Consider the following 19,819-nt stretch of genomic DNA (forward strand, 5'->3'; position numbering starts at 1 on the left):
TATGACTGACGAATTCTCCGTGGAAAGTGTCTACGCAGAGTTGCTGGGGCGTGCGCCGGAAAACAAGATGGAGCCGCGTCTTGCGCCGCTGTTTCGGGCCATGGATGTGCTGGGGGAGCCCAACAAGGCGTTCCCGATCATCCATGTGACGGGCACCAACGGGAAGACCTCCACGGCCCGGATGATCGAGGCCGGGCTGCGAGCGCACGGCCTGAGTACCGGCCGCTACACCAGCCCGCACCTGTCCAAGGTCACCGAGCGGATCAGCATCGACGGCCACCCTGTCTCTGACGAAACGTTTGTCCGGATCTGGGATGAGATCCGCCCGTACCTGCAGATCGTCGACGAAGAGCTTACCGCTGCGGGGGAGCCCCGGCTCACGTACTTCGAGTGCCTGACCATCCTGGGCTTCGCGATCTTCGCGGACCAGCCGGTCAACGTGGCCGTGATCGAGGTGGGTCTGGGCGGCATCACCGATGCCACCAACGTGGGCGACGGCCTGGTTTCCGTGGTCACCCCCATTTCCCTGGACCACACCGACCTGCTGGGCGATACCACCGAGGAGATTGCGTACGAGAAGGCCGGCATCATCAAGCCCGGTGGTTACCTCATCAGTGCCTCGCAGCCCGTTGATGCTGCGCAGGTGCTACTCGAGAAAGCCAAGGACGTGGGAGTCCCGTTCCGGTTTGAAGGCGTAGAGTTCGGCGTCGAATCCCGGACGGTTGCCGTGGGCGGCCAGGTGGTGAGCATTCAGGGCATCGCCGGCCGGTACCCGGAACTGCTGCTGCCGCTGCACGGTGCGCACCAGGCCCAGAACGCAGCAGTGGCGGTGGCAGCCCTCGAGGCCTTCTTCGGCGGCGAGAAGGAACTTGACGCCGAGGTGCTCCAGGAGGCCTTCGCATCCGTCACGTCCCCGGGCCGCCTTGAGGTTGTCCGCACGGCGCCCACCATCATTGTTGACGCGGCCCACAACCCGGACGGCATCAGGGTCTCGGCCGAGGCCATCCAGGAGGCCTTCAGCTTCACCCGGCTGGTGCCGGTAGTGGGAGTCCTGAAGGAGAAGGACGCCGAAGAGATCCTGCGCCAGCTCAAGGAATCCCTGGGCGAGATCGCCCAGGAATACTGCTTTACCCAGTCCAATTCGCCACGGGCAGTGCCCGCGGCCGAACTGGCTGAACTGGCGGTGGAAATGGGCTTCGGCGAAGACAACATCCACATTGCTGAGAAGCTCGACGACGCCCTCGAATGGGCCGTGGAACGCGCCGAAGCCAGCGACGACCTCTCCGGCGGCGTGCTGGTGACGGGTTCCATCACCCTGGTGGCGGAAGCCCGGATCCTGCTCGGAAAGACGGAGGCCTAGCGGTGGCGAAGCTGACCAAAGCGCAGCGCGAGTGGCGCCCGGGAATGCCCAAGAAGCGCCGGTCCACCAAGGTGATGTTTGCCTCCACCGTCCTGCTGCTTGAAGCGTTTGTGGTCTTTTTCGCAACGCTGGCCGTCTTTGGACTCAGGCGCGGCGAGTTTCCGCCGGCGCTGATCCTGGGCATCGGCATCGCACTGAGCGTAGTGATGATCCTGGCCTGCGCGGTGCTGTCCAAGCCCTGGGGCGTGGGACTGGGCTGGATCCTGCAGATTGTGCTGATCCTGACGGGCATCGTTGAGCCCATGATGTTCCTGGTTGGCGCGCTGTTCGGCCTGGCCTGGTGGTATGGAATCCGCACCGGCATCAGGATCGATTCAGAAGCCGCAAAGCGCGAACGCGACCAGGCCGAGTGGAATGCGTCGCACGGGGACACCCCGGAAGCCTCGTAGAATTGTCCCGAAACCACACATTACGCATTGGAGCAGCTATGACCATTGAGCGCACCCTGGTACTGATCAAGCCCGACGGCGTTGCCCGCAACCTCAGCGGCGCCATCCTGGGCCGCATTGAGGCCAAAGGCTACACCCTCGCCGAACTGAAGAAGGTTGACGCCAGCCGGGAACTGCTGGAGCAGCACTACGAAGAACATGTGGGCAAGCCGTTCTACGAGCCCCTCGTTGAATTCATGCTCAGCGGACCGGTGGTGGCCGCGATCTTCGAAGGCCACCGCGTCATTGAAGGCTTCCGGTCCCTGGCCGGCACTACGGATCCCACCACTGCGGCTCCCGGCACCATCCGTGGCGACTTCGGCCGCGACTGGGGCCTGAAGGTCCAGCAGAACCTGGTCCACGGCTCCGACTCCGTGGACTCGGCCGAGCGCGAAATCAAGATCTGGTTCCAGGACTAACGTCCACCCCCAACTGCGCGAACGGACACTTGAGGCCCCGGGAAACCGGGGCCTCAAGTGTTCGTTCGCGCTTGTTGGTTCGCGCCTTTTGTGCGTTTTGTGCGGGGCCCGCGTCAGAAGCCCGAGGTTCCGGCAAACACCTGGATGAAAGCGAAGAAGATGGTGGCGATGACCGCCACGTACAGCAGCGCCGTGATGATCCAGCCCGATTCGCCCAGCACACGTGCAGTACCTGCCGGGACGGGGATGACGCCGTGGACGACGTTGCGGATGGTCACCCAGACGAAGAGCGGGATCATCGCGGCCCAGACAATCATGCAGAACGGGCAGAGAACATGGATGTCGTAGAGTGCCTGGGACCAGAGCCACACCACAAACGCGAAGCCGAGCGTCACGCCGGCCTGGAGTCCCGCCCAGTACCAGCGTGCGAACGTGGCGCCGGAGAGCAGGGCCATGCCCACTGTGATGATGACGGCGAACGCCACGATGCCAATAAACATGTTGGGGAACCCGAACGCCGAGCTCTGCCACGTCTGCATGACCTGGCCGCAGGAGATCCACGGATTAACGTCGCAGGCCGTTACATGATTCGGATCCTCGAGGACAGCGAGCTTTTCCAGGACCAGCGTTCCCGAGGCCAGCCAGCCGATGGCGCCAGTGATGACCAATAGCCAGCCGAAGGGCCGGTTGCGTGCCATCGGCGGCACGCTCCCGGGCGTGGCGGCTAACGGCTCCGCCGCAGGGGAGGCAGCCGGCGTGTCGGTGCCGTGGGAGGAAATGCTGGGCATGGTGTGGCGTCCTTTGCTTCGGGTGCTCCTTGCCCCGATTGTAACGCCGGTGGCTGGAAGCAGCATTCAGTCAGCGCCCTCAGGTACCGATCCGTTGCCCGTGGTTCCGCCGCCTTTCAGCCCGGGTGTGAGAGAATGAACATGGCTGGAGGCCGACCCACATTCGGACTCCGGTCCGGTGGCTTGTTTCAAGACCGCCAATGATGAGCAGGGCAGGCTTCGGATTCTCTGATCCGGCTTCCCGCAATTCCATTGGTCGGCACCTGGTTGTGGCGTGTAGAACAACGGGTTTCAGGACACAGCCGACGGCTCCCACGGGCTGCCGCACCCCTCTGCCGGTGCGAACCTGGGAGTATCCACTTGACTTCTGTCAACGCCTGCGGGTTTTGACAATATGTGCCCCAATGGGTGCCGGATGTGGCGGTACGTCAGGGGCAGGAGTGTTGCCACATATGGAAAACGAACTAACACCAGCCGTTAATGATGAAGCCGTCGCCGAGGCCACGGAAGCGCCCAAGAAGCCCACCCGGACACGCCGGAAGGCAGTGCCGAAGGCCGCAGAGGTCGCACCGGTGAATGAGGCCGCCGAGGCTGAGCCTGCGACGGACGCCGCACCGGAGCCTAAGGCGCCGGTCCGCCGCACCCGCGCACGTAAGAAGGTGGAGACCGCCGAACCGTTGCCGGCCTTCGCTGCTGAGGTTCTGGAGGCACCTGCCGCCGTTGTTACCGAGACCGTCGTAGAGCCCGCCGCCGTCGAACCGGAGGACGGAGCCGCAGCCCCCGAGGCTGCGGCGGAGACCAAGCCTGTCCGCCGCCGCCGCGTGGCCACGCGCAAAACCTCTGCCCCCGACGTCGCTCCCGCGGCCGTGGAACAGGCAGCTCCGGAGCAGGCAGCCCCTGAAACTGCAGCGACGCCGGCCCCGGAAGCAGAGGAAGTCGCCGCTGCGGAGGCCGCCGCGCCCGCAGCAGCCGCCGCCGTTGCCCCCGTCAACGCTGCCCCGGTCAACGCTGCCGCCGCGCTGGCTGAAGAGCCGGCTGCTGCTGAGACTGCCAGCCCGTTCAGTTCACTGTTCCTTGAGCCGGCGTCCACCACATCGGTGCTTTTCCAGGCCCCCGACCTCAGCACCGTGGTCCGCCCCGCGCCGGTTGCTGCCGTGGTTGAAGAGCCGGAAGAGGACGACCCCGACGACGGCGAAGCAGACGACGCCAACGGCCGCCGCAGGCGCCGCAGCCGTGGTCGCCGTGGACGCAGCCGCACAGGCGAAAGCGATGCTGACGGGGATAACGAAGGCGACGAAGGCGCAGCCGAAGAAACCGATGAGGAATCCGCCGGGCAGGCCGATGAGGGCGTGACGTCCCGCCGTCGTCGTCGCCGCCGCCGTGGCGACCAGGATCTGGAACTCACCGGAGGAGAAGGCGACGACCCGCCCAACACGGTGACCCGCGTCCGCGCGCCGCGCGCCGCGACCGAAGCGCCGGTCAACAACCGCGTCACGTCTGTCAAGGGTTCCACCCGCCTCGAAGCCAAGAAGCAGCGCCGCCGCGAATCCCGCGACACCGGCCGCCGCCGCACCGTCATCACCGAGGCCGAGTTCCTGGCCCGCCGCGAATCAGTTGACCGGCAGATGATCGTCCGCCAGCGCGACGACAGAATCCAGATCGGCGTCCTCGAAGACGGCGTCCTGGCCGAGCATTTTGTCTCCAAGACCCAGCAGGACTCCCTGATCGGCAACGTTTACCTCGGCAAAGTGCAGAACGTCCTGCCCTCCATGGAAGCGGCGTTCGTTGACATCGGACGCGGCCGCAACGCCGTTCTGTACGCCGGTGAAGTGAACTGGGAAGCCGTTAACCTCGAAGGCAAGCAGCGCCGGATCGAAAACGCGCTCAAGTCCGGCGACACCGTCCTGGTCCAGGTCACCAAGGATCCCGTGGGCCACAAGGGTGCACGCCTGACCAGCCAGATCTCGCTGCCCGGCCGCTACCTGGTCTATGTGCCCGGCGGCTCCATGACCGGAATCTCCCGCAAACTGCCCGACGTCGAGCGAAACCGCCTCAAGCGCATCCTCAAGGACCGCCTCCCGGAGCACGCCGGCGTCATCGTCCGCACCGCTGCCGAAGGCGCCTCGGAAGAGGAGCTCACGCACGACATCAACCGGCTGCGCGCGCAGTGGGAGGGCATCGAAAGCCAGTCCACGTCCACCAAGATCCTCGCGCCGGAGCTGCTCTACGGCGAACCTGACCTCACCATCAAGGTGGTCCGTGATGTCTTCAACGAGGACTTCTCCAAGCTGATCGTCTCCGGTGAAGAGGCCTGGGACACTATCGAGGCCTACGTCACCTACGTGGCCCCGGACCTCGTGGGCCGCCTGGAAAAGTGGACCAAGGACCATGACATCTTCGCTGCGTGGCGGATCGATGAGCAGATCCACAAGGCCCTGGAACGCAAGGTCTTCCTGCCTTCGGGCGGCTCGCTGGTCATTGACCGCACCGAAGCCATGACCGTGGTGGACGTCAACACCGGCAAGTTCACCGGCAGCGGCGGCAACCTCGAGGAAACCGTCACCAAGAACAACCTTGAGGCAGCTGAAGAAGTGGTCCGGCAGCTCCGACTCCGCGACATCGGCGGCATCATCGTCATCGACTTCATCGATATGGTCCTCGAATCCAACCGCGACCTTGTCCTGCGCCGCATGGTGGAATGCCTGGGCCGCGACCGGACCAAGCACCAGGTGGCCGAAGTGACCTCCCTGGGCCTCGTGCAGATGACGCGCAAGCGCATGGGCACCGGGCTCCTGGAAGTCTTCGGCGAGCAGTGTGAAACCTGTGCAGGCCGCGGAATTGTCACCCACGACGACCCCGTGGAACACCGCCGCGCCAACACGGTAGCCGCGGAGCACCACGTGCAGCGGGTTGACAGCCGCCCGGAAGCCCAGCGCACCGACAGCGTGCGGACTGACAGTCAGCGCCCGGACAGCCAGCCGGGTGGCCGCACTGACCGGAAGCGCCGCCGCGGACGGGGCGGCCAGCCGCTGGAAACAGCACCGGCAGCTCCGGTGCAGATCCACACGGTCCACCCGGAAGCCAGCGATGCCGAGCGCCATGCGAAGGCGGAGGCCACGCGGGCAGCGCTTGCGAACATTGCGGCCGCAGCCCACGCCGCGCATCTGCATGACGACGAGGTGGCTCACGCATCAGCTGCCGCGGGCCGGCAGCCTGCGGCTCCGGTGCCGGCTCCGGTTGGGCAGTCCGAAACGGACTCCAACGGCCGCCCGGCCGCAGTGCTGACATTCGGCGGCGAGCAGGTGGTGCTTCCGTTCGTTGCGCACCACGATGACCAGCCGCACGCACCTGCCCTGACACTTGACCGCCTCGCGGAGGCCTTCGCCCACCTTGGTGAGCCGGCTCCGGTAGCGGAAAGCACTCCGCCGGCAGTCCAGGCAACTGAAAGCCGGGCGGCCGAACCTGCCCGCCAGCAGCAGCCAGCCGCGGCGGAGAAGGATTACTCCGATCACACCGAGGAGCCCCGCGCCCGCCGTCCCCGGCGGAACCGGAGTGCCAGCCGTGCCCAGGGCGCAGCCAACGCCACGTCCGTAGAGCATCACGAAGCCGCTCCGGCGGCTGCCGCCGGACACACCCACGCCGCCAAGGCGCCGGAGCCCGTCAAGGCTCCTGTGGCCGACAAGCCGGTTGCCGCCAACGCGCCCATCATCCTGGGCGTAGGAGTTCCGGCCTCGGAGCTCTGACCAAGCAGTAGGGCAAGCCAATACAACGGCGCCTGGATGTGCCTGTGAATCACAGGCTGCGTCCGGGCGTCCGGCGTTAAGTCGCGAGGAACGCTAGGCTGGTGACTGACACGGGGTGCCGCGCAGAGAGCCGGCTGAGATCCACACCCGTTGAACCTGTCCGGTTAGCACCGGCGAAGGGATGTCTCCTTTGGCTTCAACTTCTGTCCTTCCTCCTGCAACGCCCGCGGCGGCTCTACAGGGATCCTCAGCAACCGGGGCTGAGGTCCTGCCCGCGCCAGGCCGGACTGCCAACGTCCAGGTGCTGCGTGACGTTCCGCGGGTGCTGTCCATTGCCGGATCGGACCCTTCAGGTGGCGCCGGCGTCCAGGCCGACCTCAAAAGCATCGCGGCTCTTGGCGGCTACGGCATGGCGGCCATCACCGCACTGACAGTCCAAAACACCCGGGGGGTCCAGGCGGTTCACGTTCCGCCTGCGTCCTTCCTGGGCCAGCAGCTCGATGCCATCAGCGATGACATCACCATCGACGCGGTCAAGATCGGCATGCTGGGCGACGCTGCGGTGATAGGCGTGGTCCGCGACTGGCTGGAAAAGGTGCGTCCCGCCGTCGTCGTTCTTGATCCGGTGATGGTGGCCACAAGCGGCGACCGGCTACTGCAGGGGTCTGCCGAGGCGGCCCTGCGGGAGCTGCTCCCGCTCGCGGACCTGATCACCCCCAACCTGGCCGAACTGGCCATCCTGGTGGGGGAGCCGCAGGCGAGGGAATGGCACGACGCGCTCGGGCAGGGACAGCGGTTGTCCGCCGCGACCGGTGCCACTGTCCTGGTCAAGGGCGGCCATCTCGACGGCGGTGCGTGCCCGGATGCCCTGGTCAACGCTGCCGGGCTGCTCGCCCAGGAAGTGGTGGAAGTGAGCGGGGACAGGATCCCCACGCGCAACAGCCACGGCACCGGCTGCTCACTGTCATCGGCCATGGCCACGGCCCAGGCCCGGTTGGGGGACTGGGAAGCCGCACTACGGCAAGTGAAGCCCTGGCTGGTGGGCGCGCTGCAGGCCGCTGACCAACTTGAGGTGGGCGCGGGCAACGGCCCCATCAACCACTTCCACCACATGCAACAGGTTCCGGCAGCCGGCGAATTCGCAGAGACGCTGCGGCGGGCGTCGGAGCCGGATCTTGCAGCCATCTACGGGCTGGATTTCATCCGCGACCTGGCGGCCGGCACTTTGGCTGAGGAACAGTTCGCCTATTACCTCGCCCAGGACGCCATCTACCTCAACGGCTATTCGCGGGTCCTTGCCCGGGCCAGTGCGCTGGCGCCCACGGAAGCCGCCCAGCTGTTCTGGGCAAAGTCGGCCCAGCAATGCCTTGAGGTCGAGTCCGAACTGCACCGCACGTGGCTAAGCACCAGGACAGTGGACTCCGTCCTGGGACCTGTCACCAAGTCCTACGTGGACCACCTGCTGGCGGCCTCGGCCTCAGGCAGCTACGCGGTCCTCGTGGCGGCGGTACTGCCGTGCTTCTGGCTGTATGCCGAAGTGGGACAGACTCTCCACGCGGAGTTCCTGGCTGCGGGTGCCCCGGCAGCACATCCTTATGCCGACTGGCTGCGGGCCTATGCTGACGAGGATTTCGCCCAGGCCACGCGCTACGCCATCGACTTTGGTGACGACGCCGGTCGGAGTGCTTCCGCGGATGAACAGGCGGCGATGCTGGTGGCTTTCAGGCAGTCGTGCCGGTTCGAGGTGGAATTCTTCGACGCGCCGCGAATTCATTCCTGACTGGCTGGGGCCCGTGCGGCCTGTACGATAGTCGGGCACGGTTTTGGATTGTCAGTGCAGTACCTGCTTGTGGGTCCTATCACAGACAACCTGCCGTAACCAGCCTCATTTGCGGCCGAAGGCAAAATTAGCGTATTCTAGATCTTCGGTGCTTACGCCAACACTTGGGTTACGACCCCACGGCGTTGAGGCACAGCGAGAACCCAGCCAATTATGGAACAGGGTTCAGCACGCAAATTTAGTAATAAACGTCGAGAGAAGTGAGTTCCCAAGTGGTGTACGCGATTGTCCGCGCAGGCGGCCGCCAAGAGAAGGTTTCCGTTGGAGACTTCGTTACCCTGAACCGCGTCCCCGGTGGAGCCGGCAGCACCTTTGAGTTGCCCGCACTGCTCCTGGTAGACGGTGACAAAGTCACCTCTGCTGCTGCGGACCTGGCCAAGGTAACGGTTACGGCTGAGATCCTCGAAGACCTCCGTGGTCCGAAGATCGTCATCCAGAAGTTCAAGAACAAGACCGGTTACAAGAAGCGCCAGGGTCACCGTCAGGAATTGACCAAGGTCAAGATCACGGGTATCAAGTAACTCTTCGTTACTGTTCAGGTTCTTCAGCAGATTCCCCAGAATTTAAAGGCAGGCATTTCAAATGGCACATAAAAAAGGCGCGAGTTCCACTCGCAACGGTCGTGACTCCAACGCCCAGTACCTCGGCGTCAAGCGCTTCGGCGGCCAGGTAGTTTCCGCAGGCGAGATCATCGTTCGCCAGCGTGGCACCCACTTCCACCCGGGCGCCGGCGTTGGACGTGGCGGCGACGACACACTGTTCGCACTGGCCCCGGGAGCTGTCCAGTTCGGCACCCGCCGCGGTCGCCGCGTTGTTAACATCGTTGCTGCTGCAGCTGCAGAGTAACAAATAGTTCTGAAGCGGTGGAGCGGGCCATTTTGGTCCGCTCCACTGTTCTTTTAACCGCATTACAATCGTCTTGTCGCCTTTGGGCGTACAGGAAAACAGCACTGAGGAGATCCACGTGGCGAGCTTTGTAGACCGGGTAGTACTGCACGTATCCGGCGGTACCGGCGGCCACGGGTGTGTCTCTGTCCACCGGGAGAAGTTCAAGCCCCTGGGCGGTCCCGACGGCGGCAACGGCGGCGACGGCGGCGATGTCATCCTGCGCGTTGATCACCAGACCACCACGCTGCTTGACTACCACCACGCCCCGCACCGCCATGCCACCAACGGTGGCCCCGGCATGGGTGACTGGCGGGGTGGCAAGAGCGGCGAGACCCTCATCCTGCCCGTACCGGACGGCACCGTGGTCAAGTCCAAGGACGGCACCGTCCTGGCGGACCTGGTCGGCGAAGGCGCCGAGTATGTGGCGGCCGCCGGCGGCCTGGGCGGCCTGGGCAATGCTTCGCTGTCCTCGCAGAAGCGCCGTGCCCCGGGCTTCGCCCTGCTGGGCATCGAGGGTGACGCCCGTGACATTGTGCTGGAACTGAAGTCCATCGCCGACATCGCGCTGGTGGGTTTCCCCTCTGCCGGCAAATCCAGCCTGATCGCGGCCATGTCCGCCGCGCGGCCCAAGATCGCCGATTACCCCTTTACCACGCTGATCCCGAACCTGGGTGTTGTCCAGTCCGGCGATGTCCGCTTCACCATTGCGGACGTCCCGGGCCTCATCGAGGGCGCCAGCGAAGGCAAGGGTCTTGGCCACCACTTCCTGCGCCACGTGGAGCGCTGCGCCGCCCTGGTGCACGTGCTGGACTGCGGCACGCTTGAATCGGACCGTGACCCTTTGGCGGACCTGGCCATCATCGAGGCCGAGCTGGAAAAATACTCCGTGGATATGAGTTATGCCGGTGCCGACGGCGAAGTGGTTCCGCTAAACCACCGTCCGCGCCTGGTGGCCCTGAACAAGGTGGACCTCCCGGACGGCAAGGACATGGCTGAATTTGTCCGCCCGGAACTGGAGTCACGCGGCTACCGGGTCTTCGAAATCTCGGCTACCAGCCACGAGGGTCTCCGCCAGCTCGGCTTCGCCATGGCGGAAATCGTCCAGGCTGCCCGTGCCGCCCTCGCAGCCGCCCCGCCCAAGGTCCAGCCTCCCGTTCTGCGGCCCCGCGCCGTCAACGAATCCGGCTTCAAGATCCGCCGCGAGGAAAAGAACCTCGAGCCGCTCTTCCGCGTCCTGGGCGACAAGCCCGTCCGCTGGGTTAAGCAGACCGACTTCACCAACGAGGAAGCCATCGGCTATCTCGCCGACCGCCTGGCGAAGCTCGGCGTCGAAAACGAACTGTTCAAGCAGGGCGCCGTGCCCGGTGACACCGTGGTGATCGGCGAGGACGACGGCGTTGTCTTCGACTGGGAGCCCACCATGATGGCCGGTGCAGAACTGCTGGCGGCACCGCGTGGCACCGACGTCCGCTTCGCCGACATCGGCGACCGGCCCACCCGCGGGCAGAAGCGGGACGAGCAGGTGGAACGCCGTGAGGCCAAGGCCGCCGCCCGCGCCGAGCTCGAGGCAGAGCGCAAGGCCGGGATCTGGACCGAATCGGTCAGCGGGCGCCGCGCCGCCAAGCCTGTCACTGAGAGTGGGCTGGGCGTTGAAGATGACGAGTGAGGCCGCTGAAATGACCGAAGAGTCCGCAGTAATCATCGAGGAACCCAAAGACGACCGCAGTGTGCTCGCCCGGGCCCGCCGGATCGTTGTCAAAGTAGGGTCGTCGTCGCTGACCAGCATCAAGGGCGGCATCTCGGAAGAGTCCCTGACCGCCCTCTCAGATGTCTTGGCCGCCAAACATAACGCCGGCACGGAAATTATCCTGGTTTCTTCGGGAGCCATTTCCGCAGGGCTTGCGCCCCTCGGCCTGGTGAAGCGTCCGCGTGACCTCGCGACCCAGCAGGCCGCCGCCAGCGTGGGCCAGGGCCTGCTCATGGCGCGCTACACGCACGCGTTCGGCGCCCACGGCGTCACGGTCAGCCAGGTGCTGCTGACCGCAGATGACCTCATGCGTCGTAGCCACCACGCGAACGCGTTCCGTGCACTGAACCGCCTCCTCAACCTCGGCGTTGTGCCGGTGGTCAATGAAAACGACACGGTCGCCACGCACAAGATCCGTTTCGGCGACAACGACAGGCTCTCAGCGCTCGTGGCCCATCTGGTCCGTGCTGACGCCCTGATCCTGCTGTCCGACGTCGACTCGATATACGACGGCCCGCCCGCCAAGGGCGCCAAGCGCATTTCCCAGGTGGACGGCCCCGGAGATCTTGAGGCAGTGACTATCGGGAAGCCGGGCAAGGCAGGCGTAGGCACCGGCGGCATGCAGACTAAAGTCGAGGCTGCCATCATGGCCGCCGACTCCGGCATCCCGGCGCTGGTCACGTCCACAACCAACGCCGCAGCCGCCCTGGCCGGTGAGGACGTGGGGACCTGGTTCACCGTGAACAGCGGCCGGAAGTCCGTGCGGATGATGTGGCTGGCCCACCTGGCGCACGTTCAGGGCAGGCTCTTCCTTGACGACGGCGCCGTGCACGCTGTGCGGGACAATCGCTACTCGCTGCTCCCCGCCGGAATTTCATCGGTGGACGGCACCTTCGAAGCCGGCGACGCCGTCGAGATGGTGGCCGGCGACGGTACCGTCATCGCGCGCGGTTTGGTTAATTACTCTTCCGAAGAGCTTCCCCAGATGCTGGGGCGCTCCACAGTGGAACTGGGCGAGTCCCTGGGCCGCGGATTCGACCGTGAGGTTGTCCATATCGACGACCTGGTTCTGGTCTGAGCGGTCCGCTCGCCTAGACTTGAAGGATGACTGAGGCACTGATTTCCCAAGCCACTGGCACTTCCGACGATTCAACCGTGGTTCCTCCCGGGCCGGAACAGGGGGGGACCCACACCCCGGCGAAGGTTGAGGCGGCCGTCCACGCCATCGCTGACCGCTCACGGCAGGCAGCCCGCCAGATGGCCGGGGCCAACCGCGCCCGGAAGGACAGTGGCCTCCGGGCCATCGGTGCCGCATTGCTGGCGCGGAAGGACTTCATCCTGTCGGCCAACGCCAAGGACGTTGCGGCCGGCAAAGCCAACGGCACGTCGGCGGCCCTGTTAGACCGCCTCACCTTGACCGAAAGCCGGATCGACGGGCTCGTGGCGTCCCTGGAAAACCTGGCCAGCCTGCCCGATCCGGTCGGAAACGTGGTCCGAGGCCAGACCCTCCCCAATGGGCTGCGCCTGCGCCAGATCAACGTGCCCATGGGAGTGGTTGCCGCCATTTACGAGGCCCGCCCCAACGTCACTGTAGACATCGCCGGTCTTGGCCTCAAGAGCGGCAACGCCGTCATCCTCCGCGGCGGCACTGCTGCCGCCTCCACCAACGAAGCACTGGTCCAGATCCTCCGCGAAGCCCTGGACTCCGTCGGGCTGCCGGCCGATGCCGTGCAGACAGTGGACCAGTACGGCCGTGAAGGTGCGAATGCGCTGATGCGTGCGCGCGGCCGCGTTGATGTCCTGATTCCGCGCGGCGGCCGGGACTTGATCCAGTCCGTGGTGCTGAACGCCGCCGTGCCGGTCATCGAGACCGGCGAGGGCAACGTGCATATCTTCATCGACGAATCCGCCAGCGAGGACATGGCGGTGGAGATCCTGCTGAACGCCAAGACCCAGCGGCCCAGTGTCTGCAACACCGTGGAGACGCTGCTGGTCCATTCGCGGTCCGCCGTGCTGCCCGCCGTCGCCGCCGCGTTGCGCGGCGCCGGGGTCACCCTCCACGCCGACGAGCGCATCCGTGCGGCGCTGCCTTCATCTGTTGAGTCCGTTCCGGCAACGGATGAGGACTGGGGAACCGAGTACATGGACCTGGACCTCGCCGTAGCAATGGTGGACAGCCTGGATGACGCCGTCAAGCACATCCGGACCTGGTCCACGGGCCACACCGAAGCGATCCTCACCAACGACCTGGCCAACGCGGAGCGGTTCATCGCCGAGGTTGACTCTGCCGCGGTCATCGTCAACGCGTCCACGCGGTTTACCGACGGCGGCGAGCTGGGCCTCGGTGCCGAGGTTGGCATCTCCACGCAGAAGCTGCACGCCCGCGGCCCGATGGGACTGACAGAGCTCACCACCACTAAGTGGATCGTGCAGGGCGAAGGCCAGGTCCGCGGGTAGCAACGCGGTAATATAGACAGAAGTCCGGAACGGCGGGACAATCCGCTGCCACATCCTTGAACCCTAGGGGAGAAAATGCTGCTCCAGCAGATCGCCATGACCGTTGCCGAAGGCGGAGAACACGCACCCGCTCCGATCTGGGCTGAACCGTGGGTGTTCGGCGCATCCATTTTCGCCATCCTGCTGGTGATGATGTTCGTTACGCTCTCCTACTCGAACCTGGGCAACCGGCACACCGTAACGGATGAGCACGCCGATCCGCACCGCCAGCACCCCAACAAGCACGACCACGGCCAAGGCCACTGAAATTTCCCGTGTTCTGCACCGTGACGGTGCGCAAAGGCGGCTGCGGCTGGGCGTGATGGGCGGGACGTTTGATCCCATCCACCACGGCCACCTTGTTGCAGCCAGCGAAGTGGCCGCCAAGTTCAGCCTGGATGAAGTGGTCTTTGTCCCCACCGGGCAGCCGTGGCAAAAGTCGCACAAGCAGGTCAGTGAGCCTGAGCACCGCTACCTCATGACGGTGATCGCCACGGCATCGAACCCGCGCTTCACCGTCAGCAGGGTGGATATTGACCGGCCCGGTCGCACGTATACCATTGATACCTTGCGGGATCTCCGGACCCAGCGTCCGGATGCGGATCTGTTCTTCATTACCGGTGCGGATGCACTGGCGCAGATTCTTTCCTGGAAGGACATCGACGAGCTGTGGTCACTGGCCCATTTTGTCGGTGTGACACGGCCGGGACATGTGCTTGATGGCATGGGCCGCAAGGACGTCAGCCTCCTCGAGGTGCCGGCCATGGCCATCTCGTCCACGGACTGCCGTGTCCGTGTAGCCGGGAACAACCCCGTCTGGTACCTCGTGCCGGACGGAGTGGTCCAATACATCGCCAAATATGGTCTGTACGCCGAGGGATCAGATCCCCAGGACGTCCGAACTACCGAAACAGACGAGCCAGCCAGTACTGAATGAGTCCTCAATGAGTCAGGAAAAGCCCCCCGTCCGCAGCCGCCGCGAACTGCGGCAGGCCAGAGATGAGAACACGGCTCCCGGGTCCAACGGCCCGGGCCAGGTTTCGCCTGCCTCAAAACAACGGCGCGCGGCTGACGCCCCGGTGGATTCCGTCCCCGAGCAGTCCCAAGCGCAGCGGTCCTCGCAGATCCGGGCCCGCGACCGCGCGGCGCTGCGTGCCATCAAAGAACTCGAGGAGAAAGAGGGCCAGCTTTCCGCAGGAGGCCCTCCCACGCGCAGGCAGTTGCGGCTCCAGCAACTGAAGGAACAGGCCGTCACCTCGGCCAATCCCATCATTCCCGCTCCCATGGGGCAGCCTTTGCCAAGCCAACCCGCGCCGAGCCAACCTAAGCCAGGCCAAGCCAAGCTGGGTCAAGCGAAGACAGCCCCAACGAGGCCAGGTCACGACACCGCTGTATCCGCCGATATGGCCGGGCCCGCCGCGCCGGCGAACGGTGCAGGTGTTCCGGCTGGCATGAGCGTGGAGCAGGCACTCGCAGCCCGCACGCTTATTGCCGAGCAGGCCAAGAACCAGCTGGCCAAGATGGAACACATCGCCTCGCTGGACCCCGAAGCAGTGGATCCGGACATCCTTGCGGAACAGATCGCCTTGGCCGAGCGCGCGGCGGTGCTTAACCGCCGGGCGATGGCCAAGCGGAAGCTGGCCGAGCAGGCCGCCACTGCCCAGCCAGTATCAGTACCCACGCAGGCTCCCAATCCGCAGGCCGCGGCCACGCAATCCGTTCCCCAGACGGGCCCGGCCACCGCCGACAACCTGGCCATGGTCACGCCGCTGGAATTCGTGCAGGTACCCGGCGTCGACCGTCCTGTGATGAAACCCCCGGCGACCTCCTACGTGCCGCTGGCGACCCAGGCCGGACCAAAGGTCCGGCCAGGCGGCAAGGGCCGCAGGCCGTCCACTACGTCCAAAGAGCCGGCCGCGGGTTCTGCGCAGGCGGCCGCGTCGGGCCGTTCCCGGGTGATCGCCCGTGCGGAAGCTGCTGCCAGGGCCGCCGCGGCACCGAAGCGCGTCGTCCCCGTCCAGCCCATCACGGCCTCTACGCCAGTGGGGGAGACGGGCGATCTGTTCGATGACCTGCCGCGCATCCCGGCACGGTCAGCGCATGGGCTGGAGCCGCTGGATGCGGCAACGGCCGGCCTGGCCCGTGCGAAGCGGCTCAGGCTTATGCAGGTCCTCGTCCTGGCTTTTGGGATCGTGGCCCTTATTTCCGGCGTTATCCTCATCGTCAGCGGCATCTCCAGCTGACCAGGCAACGCCCTTTTACAAAGCTTTAGAAAACTACAAGGAGTCCCATGACTGCAACAGATTCATCCATCGCCATTGCCCGCCAAGCCGCCAAGGCAGCCGCGGACAAGATTGCCCACGACATTGTGGCCCTCGATGTCAGCGAACGGCTGGCACTGGCGGACGTCTTCCTCATCGCATCCGCGCCGAGCGAGCGCCAGGTCAACGCCATCGTTGACGGCATCGAAGAAGAACTTTCCAAGCAGGACCTCCGTCCGGTACGCCGCGAAGGCCGCTCCGGCGGGCGCTGGGTACTGCTGGATTACTCGGACATCGTCATCCACGTCCAGCATGAAGAGGACCGCGTTTTCTACGCCCTGGAGCGCCTGTGGAAGGACTGCCCAGTGGTTGACCTGCAGCTGGGCGAGGACACGTCAGCCAAGGCGACGGCGGCCTCCGACTCCGAATAGCAGGCCTTGCCGGCCCGAATATGCCCGATTTGGAATTTTCGGAAAAGCTGGTCTAAGATATTTGAGTTGCTCCGGGGAGACCGCGGAGTAACGAAGGTCCGGGGCTGTGGCGCAGCTGGTAGCGCACCTGCATGGCATGCAGGGGGTCAGGGGTTCGAGTCCCCTCAGCTCCACCGGATAATCCGCCGGAATCGAAAGATTCCGGCGGATTTTTTGTTGCAGGAAAATGCGCCTCCCGATTGGCGCAGCGCGCAGATTTCTATTAAGCTGATCAGGTTGCTTCGGGCGGTCTGAACCGCGGAGAAGCACAAGTTTGGGGCTGTGGCGCAGCTGGTAGCGCACCTGCATGGCATGCAGGGGGTCAGGGGTTCGAGTCCCCTCAGCTCCACCAAACAGGACGCAGGTCCGTAAAAAAATGAGCCACCCGGTCGGGTGGCTCATTTTTTGTCTCCCAAGCAGGGAGCCCGGAGAACTGGGCGCCCAGTAGTGAGTGCTTAGATCCAATCACTCCGGCGCAGCGGCGGCCCGTCCCCGCCGGCACGCTGGACCAGGACCTGGTTGACGCCCGTGATCCCGGTTTCAAAGCCCAGGGCACTTGAGGCCATGTAGAGCCGCCACACCCGCGCCCGGCCCAGGCTGGTGAGCCGGACGGCTTCGTCCCAGTTCTCTTCGAGCCTGCGCACCCACGCCCGCAGGGTCAGCGCATAGTGCTGGCGCAGGGCCTCCACGTCCAAGACCTCGAACCCGCCGGTCTCCAGTGCGCTGACCATCTCGCCCAGGCTGATCATCTCGCCGTCCGGAAAGACATAGCGCGGAATGAACGAATCCGGGTCGGGCTTGATGGGGCCGGCGTTCCAGGAGATGGCGTGGTTGAGCAGCCGGCCGCCGGGACGGAGCAAGCCGTGGAGCACGTCGACATAGTTGGGTGTCTGTTCCCGGCCCACGTGTTCGGACATGCCGATGGAGCTGATGGCGTCGAACGGCCCGTCGGCGATATCCCGGTAATCCTGGACCCGGATGTCGATGTTTTCGGTCAGGCCGGCGTCGGCCGCACGTTTGCGCGCCAGCACGGCCTGTTCGGTGGAGAGCGTCACGCCCACCACCGAGACGCCGTAATGCTGCGCCGCGTGCAACGCGAAGCTGCCCCAGCCGCACCCCACGTCCAGTACCCTCATCCCGGGCTTCAGCCCAAGCTTCCGGCAGACGAGATCCAGCTTGGCCTTCTGCGCGTCATCCAGTCCTGCCGGAAGGCCCCGTTCGGCAGGGGTGCCGCCGCCGTCTGGTCCATCCGCCCACACAGCGCACGAGTAGACCATTGAGGGTCCCAGCACGAGGGCGTAAAAGTCGTTGCCGACGTCGTAATGGTGCGAGATGGCCGCGGCGTCGCGCTTCCGGGTGTGGCGCCGGCCCTTCCGCATGACCTTGGCCTCCTCCGGCGGCGGAGCAGGGTTGGGGCCCAGCGCGCCCAGCCGGACCGCCGTGCTGACCAGCGTGGCCAGTTCACGCGGAGTCGGGGGCCGGAAGGGGCCGGGTTCGGAAAACTTGCCCACCGAGCTGAGCGCCGTGAAGGCTGCAAAGATGTCGCCGGGGGCAGCGATGTCCCCGGCGACATAGGCGCGGCTGAGCCCGAGCTGCCCCGACGACCACAGGATCCGGCGCAGGGCGCGGCGTGACCTGAATTCGAGGACCGGGGCCTCGGGTGGCCCCGCCTCGGACCCGTCCCACGCCCGCACCCTCAGCGGTATCTCCGTCGTCCCCAGGACGATGCCCAGTGCGTTCGCCAGCAGCGACGCTGCCCCTTTTTCTGTTTTCATGGTCCTCGCCTTTCGTCCGCCTAGGCCCAACAGTACGACGCCGGCGCGCACCTGTCAGCGCAGTGGCGCGATTATCATGGGGGAGTGAATGAGACGTTGCCACCGTGCCCCGAATGCTCCAGCGCCTACACCTACGAGATGGGTGCGCTACTGGTCTGCCCGGAATGCGGCCACGAGTGGTCCGCCCAGGCGGCGGAGGCCACGGCAGAGGCCGGGCCGAGGGTCATCAAGGATGCAGTGGGCAACATCCTCGCCGACGGCGACACGGTCACGGTGACCAAGGACCTGAAAATCAAGGGCAGCTCCGGTGTCATCAAGGTTGGCACCAAAGTCCGCGGGATCCGGCTGATGGACGGTGTGGGCGATCACGACATCGACTGCAAGGTGGACGGCGTGGGGCCGATGCAGCTCAAATCCTCCGTGGTGAAGAAGGTCTAGCCGGAACCGGTCAGGGACATGGACTACGGAACCACCGACGTTGTGGTCATCGGCGCGGGCCAGGCGGGACTCTCCGCCGCCTACCACCTGCAGCGCCGAGGGGTTGAATACAAGGTCCTCGACGCCGAGGAAGGCCCGGGCGGCGCCTGGCGCCACCGCTGGAAAAGCCTGGTCATGGCGACGGTCAACGGCATCAGTGACCTTCCCGGCATCGCGAAGCCTGACGTGGATCCCACGGAACCCAGCTCGGAGTTCCTGAGCCGGTACTTCGCCGGCTACGAGCGGGACCTCGGAATTGAGGTCCTGCGCCCGGTCAAGATCACCTCGGTCGCTAGGGAAGACGCCGATCCGGCGGGGCGCCTGCGGATCAGCACCGACAGCGGCGACTGGTCAGCGAAGGCGGTCATCAACGCAACCGGTACGTGGACCCGGCCGTTCTGGCCCATCTACCCGGGCCGGGCCACGTTCCGGGGCCGGCAACTGCACGTGGCCGATTACGTCTCCGCCGAGGAGTTCCGCGGCCTGCACGTCATCGTCGTGGGAGGCGGCATTTCCGCCGTCGGGCTTCTGGAGGAGGTCTCGCAGGTGACCAGCACCAGCTGGTTCACCCGGCGGGAACCCGACTGGCGTGACGCCGCGTTCGACGCCCAGGCCGGCCACAACGCCGTCGCCCTCGTGGAGGAGCGCGTGCGGCAGGGCCTGCCGCCGCAAAGCGTGGTGGCCGTGACCGGCCTCATCTGGACCCCGGCGCTGAGGGCGGCAGCGCAACGGGGTGCGCTGGACCGTCGCCCCATGTTCACCGCGATAGAGCCCGACGGCGTCCGGCTCGCCGTCGGGAGCCTGCTCCGTGCCGACGTCATTCTGTGGGCCACCGGATTCCGTGCCGAGCTCGAGCATCTGGCGCCGCTGCATCTCCGGGGACCCGGCGGCGGCATCGCCATGGAAGGGACCCAGGTGGCAGCTGAACCGCGCGTCCATCTGGTGGGGTACGGGCCGTCGTCGTCCACCATCGGCGCCAACAGGGCGGGCCGGGCGGCCGTCACCGCCATCCTCAAACTGCCCGCGCTTGCACCAACCGCATCAACAACCAGTACATGACCAGACGG

18 protein-coding genes, 2 tRNA genes and 1 riboswitch are annotated in these 19,819 nt (G+C 65.7%); of the genes, 18 read left to right on the top strand and 2 right to left on the bottom strand.

What is annotated here, in order from left to right:
* The first annotated feature begins 1 nt into the window (after position 1).
* The 3 genes from ACX80M_RS07645 to ndk are packed head-to-tail and all read left to right on the top strand — an operon-like array spanning position 2 to position 2,267.
* Complete coding sequence (locus ACX80M_RS07645; RefSeq protein ID WP_252599528.1) at positions 2–1,360, top strand: bifunctional folylpolyglutamate synthase/dihydrofolate synthase; 1,359 nt, start codon at positions 2–4, stop codon at positions 1,358–1,360.
* Positions 1,361–1,362: 2 nt separating this feature from the next.
* A complete protein-coding gene (locus ACX80M_RS07650; RefSeq protein WP_111909021.1) occupies positions 1,363–1,809 on the top strand; it encodes a DUF4233 domain-containing protein in 447 nt (148 codons plus the stop codon).
* Between the two features lie 38 nt (positions 1,810–1,847).
* Entirely contained in the window at positions 1,848–2,267 is a 420-nt protein-coding gene (ndk, locus tag ACX80M_RS07655) for a nucleoside-diphosphate kinase (protein ID WP_058932211.1), read from the top strand.
* 113 nt (positions 2,268–2,380) lie between these two features.
* Here ndk and ACX80M_RS07660 read toward each other — a convergent pair whose 3' ends face one another.
* Entirely contained in the window at positions 2,381–3,055 is a 675-nt protein-coding gene (locus ACX80M_RS07660; protein ID WP_252599526.1) for a vitamin K epoxide reductase family protein, read from the bottom strand.
* Between the two features lie 452 nt (positions 3,056–3,507).
* On the opposite strand from ACX80M_RS07660, the gene ACX80M_RS07665 reads away from it, so the two are divergent.
* The 13 genes from ACX80M_RS07665 to ACX80M_RS07725 all read left to right on the top strand — a co-directional run bounded on the left by ACX80M_RS07665 (position 3,508) and on the right by ACX80M_RS07725 (position 16,852).
* A complete protein-coding gene (locus ACX80M_RS07665) occupies positions 3,508–6,798 on the top strand; it encodes an Rne/Rng family ribonuclease (RefSeq protein ID WP_459309344.1) in 3,291 nt (1,096 codons plus the stop codon).
* 101 nt (positions 6,799–6,899) lie between these two features.
* Positions 6,900–6,997, top strand: a riboswitch (TPP riboswitch).
* The gene (thiD, locus tag ACX80M_RS07670) at positions 6,980–8,578 is read left to right on the top strand and encodes a bifunctional hydroxymethylpyrimidine kinase/phosphomethylpyrimidine kinase (protein WP_252599524.1); all 1,599 of its coding nucleotides are present in this window, start codon (positions 6,980–6,982) and stop codon (positions 8,576–8,578) included. (Overlaps the previous riboswitch by 18 nt.)
* Positions 8,579–8,850: 272 nt before the next feature.
* The gene (gene rplU / locus ACX80M_RS07675; RefSeq protein ID WP_018773353.1) at positions 8,851–9,159 is read left to right on the top strand and encodes a 50S ribosomal protein L21; all 309 of its coding nucleotides are present in this window, start codon (positions 8,851–8,853) and stop codon (positions 9,157–9,159) included.
* A gap of 61 nt (positions 9,160–9,220) precedes the next feature.
* The gene (gene rpmA, locus ACX80M_RS07680; protein WP_056340543.1) at positions 9,221–9,484 is read left to right on the top strand and encodes a 50S ribosomal protein L27; all 264 of its coding nucleotides are present in this window, start codon (positions 9,221–9,223) and stop codon (positions 9,482–9,484) included.
* Positions 9,485–9,602: 118 nt separating this feature from the next.
* Complete coding sequence (gene obgE / locus ACX80M_RS07685; protein WP_252599523.1) at positions 9,603–11,192, top strand: GTPase ObgE; 1,590 nt, start codon at positions 9,603–9,605, stop codon at positions 11,190–11,192.
* Between the two features lie 10 nt (positions 11,193–11,202).
* Positions 11,203–12,351, top strand: coding sequence for a glutamate 5-kinase (gene proB / locus ACX80M_RS07690; RefSeq protein ID WP_252599522.1), 1,149 nt, complete (start codon positions 11,203–11,205; stop codon positions 12,349–12,351).
* A gap of 26 nt (positions 12,352–12,377) precedes the next feature.
* Positions 12,378–13,730 carry a glutamate-5-semialdehyde dehydrogenase gene (locus ACX80M_RS07695; RefSeq protein WP_252613591.1) on the top strand — a complete coding sequence of 451 codons (1,353 nt, stop codon included), beginning with the start codon at positions 12,378–12,380 and terminating at the stop codon, positions 13,728–13,730.
* A 75-nt stretch (positions 13,731–13,805) separates the two neighbouring features.
* Complete coding sequence (locus ACX80M_RS07700; RefSeq protein WP_252599520.1) at positions 13,806–14,036, top strand: hypothetical protein; 231 nt, start codon at positions 13,806–13,808, stop codon at positions 14,034–14,036.
* The gene (gene nadD / locus ACX80M_RS07705) at positions 13,975–14,706 is read left to right on the top strand and encodes a nicotinate-nucleotide adenylyltransferase (RefSeq protein WP_256470950.1); all 732 of its coding nucleotides are present in this window, start codon (positions 13,975–13,977) and stop codon (positions 14,704–14,706) included. Before ACX80M_RS07700 ends, nadD begins: the two co-directional genes overlap by 62 nt.
* Positions 14,707–14,713: 7 nt before the next feature.
* On the top strand, positions 14,714–16,012 hold the full coding sequence (locus ACX80M_RS07710) for a hypothetical protein (protein ID WP_252599519.1): 1,299 nt from the start codon (positions 14,714–14,716) through the stop codon (positions 16,010–16,012).
* 47 nt (positions 16,013–16,059) lie between these two features.
* The gene (gene rsfS / locus ACX80M_RS07715) at positions 16,060–16,461 is read left to right on the top strand and encodes a ribosome silencing factor (RefSeq protein ID WP_058932218.1); all 402 of its coding nucleotides are present in this window, start codon (positions 16,060–16,062) and stop codon (positions 16,459–16,461) included.
* 100 nt (positions 16,462–16,561) lie between these two features.
* Positions 16,562–16,634 (top strand) — tRNA-Ala (locus ACX80M_RS07720).
* A gap of 142 nt (positions 16,635–16,776) precedes the next feature.
* Positions 16,777–16,852 (top strand) — tRNA-Ala (locus ACX80M_RS07725).
* A gap of 103 nt (positions 16,853–16,955) precedes the next feature.
* Here the strand turns inward: ACX80M_RS07725 and ACX80M_RS07730 are convergent.
* The gene (locus tag ACX80M_RS07730; protein ID WP_252599518.1) at positions 16,956–18,275 is read right to left on the bottom strand and encodes an SAM-dependent methyltransferase; all 1,320 of its coding nucleotides are present in this window, start codon (positions 18,273–18,275) and stop codon (positions 16,956–16,958) included.
* Between the two features lie 84 nt (positions 18,276–18,359).
* Between ACX80M_RS07730 and ACX80M_RS07735 the strand changes: the two genes are divergently transcribed.
* Together ACX80M_RS07735 and ACX80M_RS07740 are read left to right on the top strand one after the other, a co-directional pair.
* On the top strand, positions 18,360–18,713 hold the full coding sequence (locus ACX80M_RS07735; RefSeq protein ID WP_252599517.1) for a zinc ribbon domain-containing protein YjdM: 354 nt from the start codon (positions 18,360–18,362) through the stop codon (positions 18,711–18,713).
* 18 nt (positions 18,714–18,731) lie between these two features.
* Positions 18,732–19,811, top strand: a complete 1,080-nt coding sequence (locus ACX80M_RS07740; protein ID WP_252599516.1) for an FAD-dependent oxidoreductase — start codon at positions 18,732–18,734, stop codon at positions 19,809–19,811.
* The last annotated feature ends 8 nt before the right edge of the window (positions 19,812–19,819 follow it).

This window comes from Pseudarthrobacter sp. MDT1-22 (assembly GCF_054511035.1).

Bases quoted from the DNA above. Each gene is read 5' to 3' on its own strand.
- ACX80M_RS07645 (WP_252599528.1), top strand. From the start codon at position 2: ATGACTGACGAATTCTCCGTGGAAAGTGTCTACGCAGAGTTGCTGGGG.
- ndk (WP_058932211.1), top strand. From the start codon at position 1,848: ATGACCATTGAGCGCACCCTGGTACTGATCAAGCCCGACGGCGTTGCC.
- ACX80M_RS07660 (WP_252599526.1), bottom strand. From the start codon at position 3,055: ATGCCCAGCATTTCCTCCCACGGCACCGACACGCCGGCTGCCTCCCCT.
- ACX80M_RS07665 (WP_459309344.1), top strand. From the start codon at position 3,508: ATGGAAAACGAACTAACACCAGCCGTTAATGATGAAGCCGTCGCCGAG.
- thiD (WP_252599524.1), top strand. From the start codon at position 6,980: ATGTCTCCTTTGGCTTCAACTTCTGTCCTTCCTCCTGCAACGCCCGCG.
- rpmA (WP_056340543.1), top strand. From the start codon at position 9,221: ATGGCACATAAAAAAGGCGCGAGTTCCACTCGCAACGGTCGTGACTCC.
- proB (WP_252599522.1), top strand. From the start codon at position 11,203: ATGACCGAAGAGTCCGCAGTAATCATCGAGGAACCCAAAGACGACCGC.
- ACX80M_RS07695 (WP_252613591.1), top strand. From the start codon at position 12,378: ATGACTGAGGCACTGATTTCCCAAGCCACTGGCACTTCCGACGATTCA.
- ACX80M_RS07700 (WP_252599520.1), top strand. From the start codon at position 13,806: ATGCTGCTCCAGCAGATCGCCATGACCGTTGCCGAAGGCGGAGAACAC.
- nadD (WP_256470950.1), top strand. From the start codon at position 13,975: ATGAGCACGCCGATCCGCACCGCCAGCACCCCAACAAGCACGACCACG.
- ACX80M_RS07710 (WP_252599519.1), top strand. From the start codon at position 14,714: ATGAGTCAGGAAAAGCCCCCCGTCCGCAGCCGCCGCGAACTGCGGCAG.
- rsfS (WP_058932218.1), top strand. From the start codon at position 16,060: ATGACTGCAACAGATTCATCCATCGCCATTGCCCGCCAAGCCGCCAAG.
- ACX80M_RS07730 (WP_252599518.1), bottom strand. From the start codon at position 18,275: ATGAAAACAGAAAAAGGGGCAGCGTCGCTGCTGGCGAACGCACTGGGC.
- ACX80M_RS07740 (WP_252599516.1), top strand. From the start codon at position 18,732: ATGGACTACGGAACCACCGACGTTGTGGTCATCGGCGCGGGCCAGGCG.